This window comes from Ligilactobacillus sp. MP3 (genome assembly GCF_024436335.1).
Classification (GTDB): Bacteria; Bacillota; Bacilli; order Lactobacillales; family Lactobacillaceae; genus Ligilactobacillus; species Ligilactobacillus salivarius.
On record NZ_JANFQI010000001.1, the window covers coordinates 13,265 to 27,554 of the forward strand.

18 protein-coding genes are annotated in these 14,290 nt (G+C 30.9%); 5 read left to right on the plus strand and 13 right to left on the minus strand.

Annotated features, from left to right (window positions below; all coding sequences use genetic code 11):
* Positions 1-130: 130 nt before the first annotated feature.
* From NOU10_RS00090 to NOU10_RS00150, 13 genes are all read right to left on the minus strand, one after another.
* Entirely contained in the window at positions 131-1,465 is a 1,335-nt protein-coding gene (locus NOU10_RS00090; RefSeq protein WP_003706508.1) for an aminopeptidase C, read from the minus strand.
* A gap of 88 nt (positions 1,466-1,553) precedes the next feature.
* Positions 1,554-1,832, minus strand: coding sequence for a GNAT family N-acetyltransferase (locus NOU10_RS00095; RefSeq protein WP_003702618.1), 279 nt, complete (start codon positions 1,830-1,832; stop codon positions 1,554-1,556).
* Between the two features lie 1,682 nt (positions 1,833-3,514).
* Positions 3,515-3,706 carry a hypothetical protein gene (locus NOU10_RS00100; RefSeq protein WP_255905722.1) on the minus strand — a complete coding sequence of 64 codons (192 nt, stop codon included), beginning with the start codon at positions 3,704-3,706 and terminating at the stop codon, positions 3,515-3,517.
* A 439-nt stretch (positions 3,707-4,145) separates the two neighbouring features.
* Positions 4,146-4,583, minus strand: a complete 438-nt coding sequence (locus NOU10_RS00105; protein WP_255905723.1) for an ArpU family phage packaging/lysis transcriptional regulator — start codon at positions 4,581-4,583, stop codon at positions 4,146-4,148.
* 565 nt (positions 4,584-5,148) lie between these two features.
* Entirely contained in the window at positions 5,149-5,538 is a 390-nt protein-coding gene (locus NOU10_RS00110) for a hypothetical protein (RefSeq protein ID WP_087250851.1), read from the minus strand.
* A gap of 100 nt (positions 5,539-5,638) precedes the next feature.
* The gene (locus NOU10_RS00115; RefSeq protein ID WP_255905724.1) at positions 5,639-6,100 is read right to left on the minus strand and encodes a hypothetical protein; all 462 of its coding nucleotides are present in this window, start codon (positions 6,098-6,100) and stop codon (positions 5,639-5,641) included.
* Positions 6,101-6,397: 297 nt separating this feature from the next.
* Positions 6,398-6,736, minus strand: a complete 339-nt coding sequence (locus NOU10_RS00120) for a hypothetical protein (RefSeq protein WP_255905725.1) — start codon at positions 6,734-6,736, stop codon at positions 6,398-6,400.
* Entirely contained in the window at positions 6,736-6,954 is a 219-nt protein-coding gene (locus NOU10_RS00125) for a hypothetical protein (RefSeq protein WP_255905726.1), read from the minus strand. The genes NOU10_RS00120 and NOU10_RS00125 overlap by 1 nt, the downstream gene beginning before the upstream one ends.
* 4 nt (positions 6,955-6,958) lie before the next feature.
* Positions 6,959-7,156 carry a hypothetical protein gene (locus NOU10_RS00130; RefSeq protein WP_087367102.1) on the minus strand — a complete coding sequence of 66 codons (198 nt, stop codon included), beginning with the start codon at positions 7,154-7,156 and terminating at the stop codon, positions 6,959-6,961.
* Between the two features lie 15 nt (positions 7,157-7,171).
* Positions 7,172-7,501, minus strand: coding sequence for a hypothetical protein (locus NOU10_RS00135; protein WP_255905727.1), 330 nt, complete (start codon positions 7,499-7,501; stop codon positions 7,172-7,174).
* A 127-nt stretch (positions 7,502-7,628) separates the two neighbouring features.
* Positions 7,629-7,811, minus strand: a complete 183-nt coding sequence (locus NOU10_RS00140; RefSeq protein WP_179219822.1) for a hypothetical protein — start codon at positions 7,809-7,811, stop codon at positions 7,629-7,631.
* The gene (locus NOU10_RS00145) at positions 7,789-8,463 is read right to left on the minus strand and encodes a Rha family transcriptional regulator (protein WP_255905728.1); all 675 of its coding nucleotides are present in this window, start codon (positions 8,461-8,463) and stop codon (positions 7,789-7,791) included. Before NOU10_RS00145 ends, NOU10_RS00140 begins: the two co-directional genes overlap by 23 nt.
* Positions 8,464-8,465: 2 nt before the next feature.
* Complete coding sequence (locus NOU10_RS00150) at positions 8,466-8,660, minus strand: helix-turn-helix domain-containing protein (RefSeq protein ID WP_255905729.1); 195 nt, start codon at positions 8,658-8,660, stop codon at positions 8,466-8,468.
* Between the two features lie 268 nt (positions 8,661-8,928).
* Here NOU10_RS00150 and NOU10_RS00155 point away from each other — a divergent pair, with 268 nt between their 5' ends.
* The 5 genes from NOU10_RS00155 to NOU10_RS00175 all read left to right on the plus strand — a co-directional run bounded on the left by NOU10_RS00155 (position 8,929) and on the right by NOU10_RS00175 (position 14,182).
* Positions 8,929-9,714, plus strand: a complete 786-nt coding sequence (locus NOU10_RS00155; RefSeq protein ID WP_255905730.1) for a helix-turn-helix domain-containing protein — start codon at positions 8,929-8,931, stop codon at positions 9,712-9,714.
* Positions 9,715-9,821: 107 nt separating this feature from the next.
* Positions 9,822-10,973 (plus strand): tyrosine-type recombinase/integrase, encoded by a 1,152-nt coding sequence (locus NOU10_RS00160; RefSeq protein WP_255905731.1) that lies wholly within the window; start codon positions 9,822-9,824, stop codon positions 10,971-10,973.
* 143 nt (positions 10,974-11,116) lie between these two features.
* Positions 11,117-11,653 (plus strand): dUTP diphosphatase, encoded by a 537-nt coding sequence (locus tag NOU10_RS00165; protein WP_255905732.1) that lies wholly within the window; start codon positions 11,117-11,119, stop codon positions 11,651-11,653.
* Positions 11,654-11,670: 17 nt separating this feature from the next.
* Complete coding sequence (gene radA / locus NOU10_RS00170; RefSeq protein ID WP_250200494.1) at positions 11,671-13,044, plus strand: DNA repair protein RadA; 1,374 nt, start codon at positions 11,671-11,673, stop codon at positions 13,042-13,044.
* A 25-nt stretch (positions 13,045-13,069) separates the two neighbouring features.
* A complete protein-coding gene (locus NOU10_RS00175) occupies positions 13,070-14,182 on the plus strand; it encodes a PIN/TRAM domain-containing protein (RefSeq protein ID WP_003700688.1) in 1,113 nt (370 codons plus the stop codon).
* The last annotated feature ends 108 nt before the right edge of the window (positions 14,183-14,290 follow it).

Sequence of the window (14,290 nt, forward strand, 5' to 3'; positions counted from 1 at the left end):
AATCATTTTTATTAATACTTATATTAACGATAAAATTAAAAATATGTAAAAAGGTGATCAAAAATTTAATGATCACCTTTTTTGTTGTCAAATAAATTTCTTACAATAATTATTTATTTTGAATTATTGATTAAGCTAATGAACCCATTGGATCCCATGGAGCTAAGACTTTAGGTTCTTCAGTAAGAACTTTTTGTAATTCTTCAGGTAAGAATTTCTTGTTTACAACAACTTGATAACAATATTCTTCCATCCAGTTATTACTCATAACGAAGAATCCTTTAGTACCAACTTTATCTCCCCATGAGTTTTCAACTTTCCATTTAGTTGGAGTGCCATTAACTAGATCTACACCAGTTAATACCATAGCGTGAGTCATTAAACTTTCACTATAATCTAAGCGTTCAGCTTTAGACATTGAAAAGTCAACATCGAATAGTTCATCTTTGTGATACAATTCAGTATCCATGATACCTTTCTTACGATCAGATTCTTGACCAACATCACAACCAAACCAAACACTTTCACCAGATTCAAGTTGCTTAATTGCTACTTGACGGAAGGTGTTCATATCAACGTTTAAATGTCTTACTTCACGTTCGCCTAGGACATTACCAAGCATTTCGATAGTGTACATATGATTATATGGCTTGTCATCAGTAGGTGCGTTAATAATTGATACATAGTCGTCAAGATTCCAATTTACGTATTTTTCAAAGAAAGTTTGAGGAGTTAAATCTTGATCGATATGATAGTTATTATCAGAATCACGATATTCAAAGTCAAATTTAACAGGTGGTTCACCCAATGTATAAACTAAGATACGATAAATTTCAGCAAGTTTCTTTTCCTTGAAAGAAGCAACTTCTTCAGAACTAGCGTTACTATTAACTAATTCACGTAAATCAACAGCATCTTTACGCAATTTTAGATTAAGAGTAGAATTTAATTCATTTGATTTTGAAGAGTTATAACTTTCAGGCATTACACTCTTAGGAACTACACCATATTTTCTGATAATTGCAGTAATCATATCCCATTGACCACCATCTTGTTGAGGTGTTGTCATTAACCAAGATACTTTACGATCAGAAGTTGGAAGAGAAGCTGTTTTAATAACATTTTCATAGAAATAATTGGATTTTTCTAGCTTATCCCAGAAAAATGTATAACTTTGAGATAGTTCAAAGTCCTTAGCTACACCAAAACGATTCTTTAAATCATGGCGCATAGTATTAAGAGCAGCAAACATCCAGCAACGGCCAGATTGTTTTTGGTTTGCTACATCTCCTGTATCAAGATCAATTGAAAAGACAGGATCCATATTAACTTCAGAGTGGAAATCAGCACTTGTAGCTAAAATTCCGTTTTTAGAAACTGCACGTTCTAAAACTCTGGATTTTGGATCATCTTCAATTAATTGATGAAATTTTGATAATTGTTCACTGCTAATTGCTTCAGACACAGTGATCACCCTCCTTAAGATAAGTTAATTTAATTGTAAGACAGTTTAGCTAAAAGATAAATAATAATGTTAGAAAAAAATTAGAAAATTATTTTTTAGCTAATAAATCTGCATACTCAGGATGCTTTTGCATAAATTTATTAGTGTATGTGCAAAGTGGTAATAATTTTTTACCTTCTTCTTGGACTCTTGTAATAAATGTAGTGGTAATTTTACCTGCAATTCCTTGACCTCTGTAAGCATCGCTAACCCATGTTCGTTCAACAACGTATGTGTTGCCATCATCAATAGTTGAAAAACCAATTTCTGCGACTAGAGTATCACCATCATGAAGTGATAAAGTGTCATTATTCCATATATAGTTCATAAGAAACCCCTCCCAATGAAAGTATAGCACACGAAAAAATTTAAGATGGAATAAATTTATTAATTAAAATGAAATTTATTGTTAAATACGATAATTTTTAATAAATGACCTTAGCTAATATTTAATTTTAAGAATAGTTAAGAAAAGCCTATTAAATCAACGTTCTTTGAATATTGATTATAGATATTTTTAAATAATCAAGAATAAAACAGACTGCATTACAGACTGTCAACAGACTATTATTAGACTGCAAATAGACTTAAAAAAGATACCCTACTCATACAAGAATAGACTTGTGGTATAATGGTATTATTGAGTATATATATTAGGCGTTGCATCGCTGCAGCTCCTTTTATTTTTAGTATGTTATAATGTCTAATGTTTAGTACTTTTATATATCAGTCTCTTAGCTCTTTGCCTTAGTGGCAAGGGGCTTTTTTGTTGTCTGAATAGGGGGTACTTTAGAGTACGGCTTTATTTTGAGCTTTCCTATTTTCTTATTGAGCTTAATTTTAAGGGTATTCTAAAAATGACTTATCCTTGAGCTTGGTTTTAAGCTCTTATTCAAAAAAGATTAATAGCCTTTTTAAAGCCTGACAAATCTGCCCTAACAGTCTTTTAGCTCCTGTATAGCAAGGCAATTTTAATCTTTTTAAGCCTGTACAATCTGCCTTTTGAAAGTAGTAAAAAGTAGTAATTGAGGTTTTATGAGGTAGTAAATGTTAAGTTTTGATAAGTTCTAACCTTTGGAAACCTTAGTAATTCTTAGCATTCTACCAAGTTTTACCAAGTAATTAATTTCCATTGCTTTCTTGCTTGTATCGCTTGCAATCATCTATATAACGGCTTTTGAGCTTATTTTTTTATTTTTAAAAAGTCTTAAAATTAGGAAATTTTAGGAAATAATTACAGTGTTCAATTTATTAAGTAAAAGATACGTCCAATTTTGGATAAATCTTTTTATTTTGGATATTAAAAAGGGTCTAAAATTGCTTATTATTGCTTTTGCTAAATCAATGTATTACTTGATGTAATAGTCTTTTAGCTCCTGCATAGAAAAGCAATTTTATTTTTTTAAGTCTGCACAATCTGACTTTTGAAAGTAGTAAAAAGTAGTATTGATGTTTTCTGATGTAGCAAATGTTAGGTTTTTATTGATGTGGCAAATGTTAGGTTTTTATGTTTATCATCTAACCAAGTTTTACCAAGTAATTAATTTCCATCGCTTTCTTGCTTGCATCGCGTTCAATCATCTATATATCAAGGGTCTAGCTTATTAACTCATCTTAAAAAAGCCATCAAATACGGAAATTTTTGGAAATAATTACAGTGTTCAATTTGCATCCATCCTCTATATTGATATTTAAGCTAGTTATTAATTTATAGTTTCCTGTATTTGATAAAAAACATGCAAATAACAACCTTAAATATATCTTGAGTGTAAATTATACTGGATAGGGGTTAAATGTCTTAAAACGTGCTTATTTGGCTCTTGTCATGTTAATTCTAAGCAAATGTAATTATAGTTACGCTTGTAATTGTATTAGTGGATTGAATAAGGGCGTATCTAAGCAATAAAAAAAGCATGCTACCAAGTGGCAACATGCTAAAGTCAATGAATGAAAAGCCAAGCTATTACTCAATACACTAATTATACCATTATCACAAAATAAAAACATTTATTAAAAACGTTCTTTCAGTTGTTCATTAGCAAACTCGATAATACTTTCTATATCCTCTTTAGTGGCAACTCTTAAAAAGCTCCGTGCTGTACTTCTCTTACTAAGGTATCTTTTATGTTCTCTGTTCTTCTCATACCATTTTTTATTATAAGCAACTTGCTTTTTCATTTTGTCAGTAGTTTCTTTTGTCATCTTGCATCGCTCCTCTAAGGATTTTACTTTACTTTTAAATCTATTACATGTATTATTGTATATGAATAAAGGGCAAACAGTTGCGACCTGTTTACCCTTGAGCGTGGATGTTTAAAACATTGTTATGATTGAGCTAACTTTTAACGGTTAGCTTTTTTTATTATCATGTAAGCTCGTGCAATAGCTATGACAATTCTATCAAGTCTAAGCACTAATAACGCTAGTACATAATACATAACGCCGTTTATCTCCTTGTTAGAGTTCATAAAATCCCTCCTAGCGTATGTTTATTTTTGAATAGGGGTCTTTTATGTTCTAACAATCCACTAAGCTAATAAATAGGGTAGCTAGTCCTATTTGATAGCCTGTACATATTATATAATACATGTATTAATGATACAAGATAAAATAAAAAGGGTAGTACTTGACTACTCTTTTTTTATTGCTCCTTGTAAGATATTAAATCAATATCAGTAACCAATTTAAGAATACTAGCAAATTCACAACAAGCCTCATTGATTGAGTCATATATCCTTGTCTTTTCATAATTGGTTAATTCCATTATTTCCGTTACTTTTCTATGTTCTATTAGTCTGTACGTTAAGGCTTGAGCTTTTAAGGGTTCAAGGCTATTGATACATTCATGAATTGCCTTAAGGTATTCTTTAGCTTGTAATTGTCTTACTCGTATAGTTTCTACACTGTTATTAGGCGATGTATTAACTTTAGTACTGCCATAATCTACTGCCTTAAGCGTGGATATGTTAGTTAGTGCCAATAGGCTATTATATTTAGTATCAAAGAATTTTTTGACGTTCTTAATTGTCTGTTTCTCGTCTACTTCTTTATTATCAAATAAAAAGTCTAGTGTTTCCATAAATCATCGCCCTTAGTAATTTTTTTAATAGTTTGAATGTGCTGCAGCTTTTTTTAATTGTTGCTTAGGTTACCTTTTGTAAAGTAACAAAATGACCTATGTTAGATTTTCCATGATAGGCTTTTAGCATCTTGAGCGATGCAAAGTATCAAAATGATACAATGCAAGGTACAAAATGATACAACGTAACTTTAATAGGTAGGTGCTTAAAACGTTGATATATCAATGTTTTTATAGTTACCCTATTAAGATTACACTATTATATAATATATATACTATATAAATTGAACGTACTACTAGTATATATAGGGTAGTAGTTATTAGTATTAGTAGTAAGCTGCAGGGGAGGGGTCTATTCTACTCTTCTCTAATCTTATCTACTCTAATCTATTCTATTCTGCGTATACAAGATGTTTCCATAATGTTTACAAGATGTATACAAGATGTTTCCAAGATGTTCACAAAAAACACTAAAAAATTCTATCTAGCATGATTTTGTAAACATTCCGTATACATTATTTTTACAACCTGTAAACATTCCGTATACAAGATGTTTCCAAATGAATTAATGTTTGTCTTGCTCCTGTTCTTCTGGCTCTCTTAATTCATATATTTTATTTTCGCTTTCTTCGTCATAAATAATGTTATTGTCTAAAAATTCTTTATAAATGCTTTCTTTGTATCTATCATTAGGTATCTTGTTATTATTCAGTAGCCAATGTCTAATCAAATACACGCCATTATTAACCTTGATTAAGTAACCTAATGTAACCAATTCATTAATCACTGAAATGTTAATCCCTAGCATTCTACAAGTCATAAGGGCATTATTTACAAAGCCGTCATCATCAGCATTTAAATTAAGATGTAAATATAACGCTTGTGCATCTTTGCTTAAACTGTAAAAATTATCTGTTTCTATTACTTCTCTTGAAAGCATTCTTTTTCTAGCCATTTAAATAGCCTCCTTAATTATTTTTAATATGTTTGAATGTAATTATATTGATTTTAGTTAAAACGTCTTACAAGCTAATTTATTAAGGTTAAAATGAATGTTACTTCTTGCATCGCCTCCAGTTAAATAATTGATTGATTTTGTATTTGAGCCGTACTTTAAAAGGGGGCTGTAATGATTTATTTTTATCCTTGATGTTTGCTTGTAATTTTCTAAATATTTGTATATCAAGGTCTGGATAGTTATTTCTTAAATCCTCATCGCTTACTTTATTCATTGTCTTAAGTATCTTGCTTGTTTCCTGCCATAAAATAATAAGGTTCTGTTTATGTAGGGCAAGTAGTTCATTGTATGAGATTGCATTCATATCGTGGATTTCTTTCAGTCTCTCAAGATGAAAATCATTTGTATCAGTCTTTTCTAATCTGTTTATTTGTTCTCTTAAGTCATCTATTTCTTTGTCTAAGTCTTTTAATGTTTCTACATTGTTATAGCAATAGTCAAAGTCCATAATGTAGTTATTAATATCTTTACTTAGTTCTAGTATTTCTTTTTCTTGCATCGCTGCAGCTCCTCTCTTAAAAAAAGAGTGTATTTAATTACACTCTGTTTAGGTTTATTCATGTATGTTATAATCAAAAAGCACAAATGAATTAATATTTGTTTGTAGTTATTTAAGGTATTTTATTCTTGAGCTTATTCAGTCTCTAGCTGCATAAGCTCTTTTTCTTTTGCTCTCAATCAAAAAAATCACCATTTTTAATTGCTCTTACAATTTCATTAAGAATGTATCCAGTACTAACAGACAAGGCAATTAATACGATGTATTGAGCGATGTTAAGCGTGTAACTAATCATGGTTATTGTTCCTCCTTGTTCCAGTTGGTAAAGTTTTCTTTTAGCTTGTTTACTCGTCTAAGTTCTTCTTTACCTTGTGCCAATATTGGCAAATAGATAGCTTTTAACTCTTCTTCTGTCTTGGCGATGAAATAGCCTGCGTTTTGTGTTCGTGTAGTTCCTGCAGGTATTCCATAATCAAAAACAAGCCTATTAATTCTATCTCTGATAGTTCTTTCATTTAGTCCTGTAGCTGCCTTTAGGTAAGATGTTCTAATTGGCTTTTCTAGGGTAGCATTTAATAATAAATTGTAAATAGCAATTATATTTTTATCTGATGTAGGTATTCCGTTAATTATCATCAGTCATCGCCTCCTGTTAGTTTTGAACATAGATTATACAACTGTTCTGATATATCCTTGATGTAGTCATTTAAAAAGTAAAGTCTTTCTTGCTCCTTGCTCTTGGATATGTCAGAATTGCCTAAATTAATAGTTATAAGCTCGTTTATGCTGTCTAATTGGATTGAGTATCGTATTAATTCATCTTCTAAGATTGCTATATTATCTATTTTTTTCATGGTTCTAAGCTCCTTTTACTGTTTGAATTTCATCGTCAATCTTTTCACTTAAAAGAATAACGGTATTAAATAGTTTTGTGATTTCATCGTTATAAGGTATGTCTGTTGTCTTGGCATCAAGTAAGCATAACTTTTCAGACAATAAGTCATTTAAGATACTGATGTTGTTGATTGTGTTTTGTAATTGTTCTTCTTTTTTCATGGTTTTAGTTCCTCTCTATCCTAAGTTTTCTCTTGATTTCATAAAATCTATATAACTTTGCTTTCCATATCTGACTGACCCTAAAGCATAGGATACTGGTAAGCCTTTAGCTCTTAGCTCGTTTACTGTTGCTACGCTTTCGCCTATCCATTGAGCAAAGTCCTTTTGCTTTAAGTAGGGGGCTTTCAAATTGTCATTTGCTATTTCTTCTTTTACGATTGCTCTAATTAAATCTTCACTAATGTTGGCACTTAATACCTGCTTTAGCTCCTCAAATTGAACGTCTGTAAGATATACCTTAATGAGTGGCATCGCTGCTTGTTGTGGCTCTTGTATTGCTTGCATCTTTATCGCTCCTTTATGAGTATATTTTTTATATCTGACAAATATGACTATGACTTTTTAGAACTGCAAAAACTGAATATAATTCTGTTCTTGAATGAGTGGGGTATCAGTTTATTATTTTGATGTTTTAATCTCTTGCTTTAATGTTTGCTGCCAATAAGCTAATATTTACGTCTAAATCATCTATATCTTTTCTTAAAAGCTCGCTTAGCTCCTTAGGTAGTGAATTATATTGTTCTAGGTTGTGAATTGTAGTAGCTAAGCTAGTATAAGACTTAAATATCTCTTTAATTAATTGTGAGTTTGTCATCTTGCATCGCTCCTTGATATATGAATTTAATTTCTTTGCCTGTTAGTAGGGCTTTTATTAGTTGATAATCAAAATTAGCCTCAATATAGGCAATTACTTTTTGTTCCAGTCGCTTATATTTCTCTTGTTCCTGCGATGTTAGCAAGTCTAGGGCTGCTTTTGCATCGCCTCGCTCTTTCTTAAGTGCTTTAATGCTTAATCCAGTAGCACCCTTGATTAATAGTCTGTTGATGTTGCTATAAGCGTGTTTACTGGTATATTTCCAGTTTTTGACGCTTTCCATTAGAGTCTTTTTAACTGGCTTTTCTATCGCTCTGTTAATGTTTCTCTTGGTTAGCTCGTCTCTCATCTCATAGAATTGTTTGACTAAGGCAACCTTAAATAATTCAACTTGTGGCGTATTATCCAAGAATGTAATTAATAAGGTCGCTTGTTGTTCGTTCAAGTGATAGATTTTTCTAGGTCTACCACGTCCATTTAATTTAGCCATTTCAAATGTCAAAATTCCAAAACGTTCTAAATGTTTTTTCTTGTATCTGACTAACTGATTAACTGACTTTAAAGAATTTCCTGTATTAGCTGCAATCACTTCTGGCGTTGTGTATGGTTCAGCTTTTAACGTGTTATCAGTGTAAAAGACTAAATCTAGCATGTTTAAGCCTCCTTACTGTTTACATAGTGCGATGTCATAAAGGCATCTAAATCGCTCTTTTTAATACGTTTTGAATTAGCAACCTCAATTACTGGCAAGCCTGCTTTAATGTAAGCCGTCAAGGTCTGATAGCTGCTTAATCCTAGAATTTCCATAGCCTTTTTATAGCTAAGGTATTCAGTTTGTACTTTTTCCATGTTTAAACCTCCTTAAAAATTAGTACTGTACACAAATGAGTACAATTTTATAAATGTACAATATAACAAAATGTAATAACTTTATATCTCAAATGAGATATATATTTATTTGTACTTTTTTTATACTTTTTATTTTATGGATTAATAATATAACATATTTAAAAAGATTTCAAATAAACGGGGGTTAATAGTACGTTTTTTAAAGAAAAAGTACATTATTTTAGTTGTACTTGTGTTATAGTTAAATTGTGATAATGGAGTTGATTAAATGAAAATTGATAAAAAAGGCGTTGGCTTGAGACTTGCTAAGAGTAGAAAAGAGAAAAATCTTACTCTAAATGATGTGGCTAGTTTTTTAAGTGTTGGTGGAAAAACTACGGTAAACGCATGGGAAAAAGGGCGTTCCTATCCTAAAAAACATATTAAAGAATTGGCAAAATTATATAGTATAGATGAAAATTATTTGAAATATGGTTCTCTAGATGAGTATGTAAAGCAAATCCTTTTTGATGAATATAAAAAAGATATGTCCAATGTAAAATCATGGATATTTGAGTACTTTAGAAAATTTTATGATTATAACCAAGCTGTACATGGTTTTCATCTTGATAAAAATGGAAATTACATTACTAATCAAGATGAAGATTTAGAATGGATAAAGGGTTATGAAAGAGAATGTTTTGACAAGTTCCTCAAAGATAACTTAGATAATATCGTTAAGGAAATTAAGAAAAATAACATAGGATATGACGATACTAAAATTAAGCAGCTTATAATTAGTTATATAACTACCTTAACTTTAAAAAAGAAAAGTGAATTTATGACAATAACTAAAGATATAATTTACAAATTAGGTGAAATAGATTTTAATGATATAAATGTTTGGGGGCTAGAGTATAGTAATATAAGTGATGTACCTGATAGATTAGCCAAAACAGTGGAAGAAAAAAAGGAAGTATTCTTTAAATTGAAATTGTCAAATATGATTACGGATTTTAATAATGAAATTCGTGATTTAGAAAAAGAATATTCAGAAACTGATATAAATAATTAATAAATAGCCTTTTAAGTCCTCTGTTTTCTCTGTTTCATCGCCTGCAGCTAAGATTACAATTCTGTTTTTGTATGAGTAGGGTATCAGTACAAAAAGGATTGATTATAATGACTAAAATAATTAGATATACAAACAAGGATAATGAAACACTGTATAAATTCCGTTACTATGCAGGATTAGATGAATTAACTGGAAAACAACGTTATATAAGGCGTCAAGGGTTTAAGAGTGAAAAAGAGGCAAAGACTGAGCTATTAAAGATTGAGTATTTAGTTTCTACTAACCAATATTTTAAGAGTGTTAAAAGTGGTAAATTTGGCGATGTCCTAGATGAATGGTTAGAATTGCATAAAACAAGGGTTAAGGCATCAACGTTTTACAATATAAAAGTAAGGGTAAATAAATATGTACGTCCTTATTTTAAAGATATGTATGTAGACAAGATAACCTTAAGGCATTGCCAAGATTTTACTAATAAAACTTTTAAAACTGCTCCTAAATCTTATGTATATTCAATTAGCATTGTTAAAAATATACTTGATTATGCTCTAAGGTTAGGTATGATTGAAAGCAATCCAATGTTATATGTGATTAAACCTAAGTTAATGCAGCAAGTACAAGAAAAACATGCTAATTTTTATAGTCGTGATGAATTAAAAAAGTTCCTCGATACTGCTAAAAATGATTTTGACTTAAAAAAATACGCTCTATTCCGTCTACTTGCTTATTCTGGCATGAGAGTAGGCGAATGCTTGGCTCTAACGTGGCATAACTTAGATTTTAAGAATAATATTCTCGATATTAATAAAACTCTTGCATCTACTGAAAAAGGTCTTGAAATTCAAGTGCCTAAGACTAAAGCAAGCGTTAGAAAAATAAGCCTTGATGTTGAAACAATTCAAGTATTAAAAGAGTGGCAACTTGAGCAAAGAAAACAATTATTAAAGCTAGGCATTAATTCAATGAATAAGCATCAGTTAATTTTTAACAGTAATAAGAATGGTTTTATATTTAACTCTGTAATAGCATACGATATTAAGCTAATAGCAAAAAAAGCCGGTATCTATCCTATAACTACTCATGGTTTCAGGCATACTCATGCTACGTTACTTTTTGCCTCTGGTATGGATATTAAGCAAGTACAAGCTAGATTAGGTCATAGCAACGTACAAACAACACTTAATATATATACTCATGCTATGAATGATAAACAAAACAAGATAGGCGATGAATTTGCTAGATATATCAATTTAAATTAGCTACAGACTGCATTACAGACTGTCAAGAGTAGTTGAGGGGTAAAAGGTAGCTATATAAAGGCTTTTAGTGGGTTTTGTATAATTTTTAATAATTAATGGTATGATAAAATAGAAAGTATATTAGTTAGAGAGGATTAACAAGAATGAAAAGAGGATTTGAAGTAGTAAGTAAATATAAAGACCGTGGAGTAAAACTTCCAGTCAGAATGACAAAGAATGCTGCAGGATATGATTTTTTTGCTGCAGAAGATTTTTTATTACCTAGTATTTGGAAATTTAATTTTTTGAAAATTTTATATGCATTGCATAAACAAAAAAATATAACTGAAATAGAATTATTAGAAGGACAAAAATGTTTAAAACCTTTTCTAGTTCCTACTGGAATTAAGGCATACATGAAAGATGATGAGTTCTTAATGTTAGCTAATCGTTCTAGTAGTCCATTGAAAAGAAGTTTAATTTTACCTAATGGTGTGGGAATAATAGATGCTGATTATTATAATAACCCTAATAATGAGGGTGAAATTTTTGTACAATTAGTTAATTTTGGACTAAAAGATCAATTAATAAAAAAAGGTGATCGAATAGGTCAAGGTATATTCTTACCATATTTAGTAGCTGACAATGATGAAGGTGGAAAGGAAACTAGAACTGGTGGATTTGGATCTTCTGGAAAATAGTTTGGAAGGTGAATGTATTGGCGAAAACTAAGACAAGATATGTTTGTCAAAATTGTGAATATATCTCTCCACGTTATTTAGGACGTTGCCCTAATTGTGGTTCTTGGAATAGCTTGGTAGAGGAAATAGAGAAAAAGGAAAGTCCAACTAAAGCACAACCTAGAGTTAGTATCTCTGGTACAACAGTGAAACCTAAATTAATTGATGATGTTTCTACTGTAGAAACTCCAAGATTTAAAACTAATTTAGAAGAATTGAATCGTGTTTTAGGTGGCGGAATTGTTCCCGGATCTTTAGTGTTAATTGGTGGAGATCCAGGTATTGGCAAGTCTACATTATTACTACAAGTTTCTGGACAATTATCTACTCTCGGGAAAAAGGTTCTTTATGTTTCTGGGGAAGAAAGTGCAACTCAAATTAAATTACGTGCGGATCGTTTAGGAGTTCATGGAACTGAGCTATATTTATATCCTGAAACAGATATGGATAGTATTAGAAAAAATATTGAACTTTTAAAGCCTGATTTTGTTGTAATCGATTCGGTGCAGACAATGCAGGAGCCAGAAATGACAGCCGCAGTTGGAAGTGTTTCTCAAATTAGAGAAGTAACTGGAGATTTGATGCAAATTGCGAAAACTAATGGGATAACTGTCTTTGTTGTAGGACATGTTACTAAAGGTGGAGCAATTGCAGGGCCTAAAATTTTAGAACACATGGTAGATACTGTTCTTTATTTTGAGGGAGATCAACATAGAACATTTAGAATTTTACGAGCTGTTAAAAATAGATTTGGTTCAACTAATGAAATTGGAATCTTTGAAATGAAAAATGGAGGATTAAGCGAAGTTGCTAATCCATCAGAAATTTTTCTAGAAGAAAGATTAAAAGGAGCTACGGGATCAGCTGTCGTTGCTTCTCTTGAAGGAACTAGACCCATATTGGTAGAATTACAAGCACTAGTAACACCGACTGCATTTGGAAATGCTAAGCGAACAACAACTGGTTTAGATCACAATCGAGTTGCATTACTGATGGCAGTACTTGAAAAAAGAGCTGGTTTGTTATTGCAAAATCAGGATGCTTATTTGAAGGCTGCTGGTGGAGTGAAGTTAGATGAGCCAGCAATAGATTTAGCCATTGCTGTTAGTTTAGTTTCTAGTTATCGCGATGCAGAAACAAGACCAACTGACTGTTTTATAGGGGAAGTGGGATTAACTGGTGAAATAAGACGAGTTAATCGTATTGAACAGCGTGTTGTTGAGGCTGCTAAGCTAGGATTTAAGCGAGTATTTTTACCAAAGAACAACTTAGATGGTTGGATGCCTCCAAAAGAGATTGAAGTAGTAGGCGTAAGTACACTAAATCAAGCATTAAAACTAATTTTTAGTTAAAAATTGATAGAAAGGATGTGCTTAAATGCGAAAAAGAATCATAGGATTAATATTAGCTATTTTAGGTGTAGGTGCAGGATATACATTTCTACCAGAGCTATGGAGCTTGATAGGACTTGGAAGTAATCGCTGGTTAACTAATGGGTTGGTTAATGCTATTATTGGTTTGATTATTATGGAGATACTAGCGATTTTCTTAATAGATGCTATTGAGCGAGTAATCATAAAAATAGAGAAAAATTTGATTAGACAAAAGCCCGAAGTAATTATTTCAACGAGCTTGTCAATCACAGTGGGATTAATTGTAGCAGCTTTAATTTCAACGATATTTAATCGATCACATGTATTCTTCATCAATACCATTTTGCCGATTGTATTAATGATTTTATTAGGGTATCTGGGATACGTTGTTGGGAAAGAAGGCTTTGGAAATTTAAAGAGATTATTTAATTTACGACAAAGAAAAGTGGAAGATGATAAAGCTCAGATTTTAGAAAGAAAAGTTGGCGAAAATTTCCACAAATACAAGTTGTTAGATACTAACATTTTGATAGATGGGAGAATTTATGATCTAGCAAAAACTGGTTTCATTGAAGGTACATTAGTAGTTCCTAATTTTGTATTATATGAACTTCAATATATTGCTGACTCAGGAGATAGTATTAAACGAGTTAGAGGACGTAGAGGTTTGGACATTCTAAATAAACTACGTTCAGAAAAAATTGTTCCTGTAAAAATGTATGAGGGAGATTTTGAAGATATAAAAGAAGTTGACAGTAAGCTTATAAAATTAGCAAAGGTTTTAGATGCAGTCATAGTAACAAATGATTACAATCTAAATAAAGTTAGTGAATTTCAAAATGTACAAGTTTTAAATGTAAATGCTTTGGCTAAATCATTAAAACCACGTGTTATTCCAGGGGAAAAATTAACCGTTACAGTTATAAAAAATGGTACAGAAAGACAACAAGGTGTTGCATACTTAGATGATGGAACAATGATAGTGGTTGAAGATGGACGTTATTACCTTAATAAACCTATTGAGGTAGAAGTAACTAGTGCATTGCAGACGGATGCTGGAAGAATGATTTTTGCAAAGCCAACACATTCTAAAAGAGAATTACGTGAGAAAAACTAAGAATAAATACCATGGAATAGTTTATTTTTTACAGTAATCATTGTAGAATGGTAAGAGTATGAGTTATGATATTATTCCTATAATCATAATGTTATTAATAGATAATTA

Bases quoted from the DNA above. Each gene is read 5' to 3' on its own strand.
- NOU10_RS00110 (WP_087250851.1), bottom strand. From the start codon at position 5,538: ATGGCTAGAAAAAGAATGCTTTCAAGAGAAGTAATAGAAACAGATAAT.
- NOU10_RS00160 (WP_255905731.1), top strand. From the start codon at position 9,822: ATGACTAAAATAATTAGATATACAAACAAGGATAATGAAACACTGTAT.
- NOU10_RS00150 (WP_255905729.1), bottom strand. From the start codon at position 8,660: ATGGAAAAAGTACAAACTGAATACCTTAGCTATAAAAAGGCTATGGAA.
- NOU10_RS00130 (WP_087367102.1), bottom strand. From the start codon at position 7,156: ATGAAAAAAGAAGAACAATTACAAAACACAATCAACAACATCAGTATC.
- NOU10_RS00145 (WP_255905728.1), bottom strand. From the start codon at position 8,463: ATGCTAGATTTAGTCTTTTACACTGATAACACGTTAAAAGCTGAACCA.
- NOU10_RS00125 (WP_255905726.1), bottom strand. From the start codon at position 6,954: ATGAAAAAAATAGATAATATAGCAATCTTAGAAGATGAATTAATACGA.
- NOU10_RS00095 (WP_003702618.1), bottom strand. From the start codon at position 1,832: ATGAACTATATATGGAATAATGACACTTTATCACTTCATGATGGTGAT.
- NOU10_RS00105 (WP_255905723.1), bottom strand. From the start codon at position 4,583: ATGGAAACACTAGACTTTTTATTTGATAATAAAGAAGTAGACGAGAAA.
- NOU10_RS00120 (WP_255905725.1), bottom strand. From the start codon at position 6,736: ATGATAATTAACGGAATACCTACATCAGATAAAAATATAATTGCTATT.
- NOU10_RS00175 (WP_003700688.1), top strand. From the start codon at position 13,070: ATGCGAAAAAGAATCATAGGATTAATATTAGCTATTTTAGGTGTAGGT.
- NOU10_RS00140 (WP_179219822.1), bottom strand. From the start codon at position 7,811: ATGACAAACTCACAATTAATTAAAGAGATATTTAAGTCTTATACTAGC.
- NOU10_RS00155 (WP_255905730.1), top strand. From the start codon at position 8,929: ATGAAAATTGATAAAAAAGGCGTTGGCTTGAGACTTGCTAAGAGTAGA.
- NOU10_RS00165 (WP_255905732.1), top strand. From the start codon at position 11,117: ATGAAAAGAGGATTTGAAGTAGTAAGTAAATATAAAGACCGTGGAGTA.
- NOU10_RS00115 (WP_255905724.1), bottom strand. From the start codon at position 6,100: ATGCAAGAAAAAGAAATACTAGAACTAAGTAAAGATATTAATAACTAC.
- NOU10_RS00100 (WP_255905722.1), bottom strand. From the start codon at position 3,706: ATGACAAAAGAAACTACTGACAAAATGAAAAAGCAAGTTGCTTATAAT.
- NOU10_RS00135 (WP_255905727.1), bottom strand. From the start codon at position 7,501: ATGCAAGCAATACAAGAGCCACAACAAGCAGCGATGCCACTCATTAAG.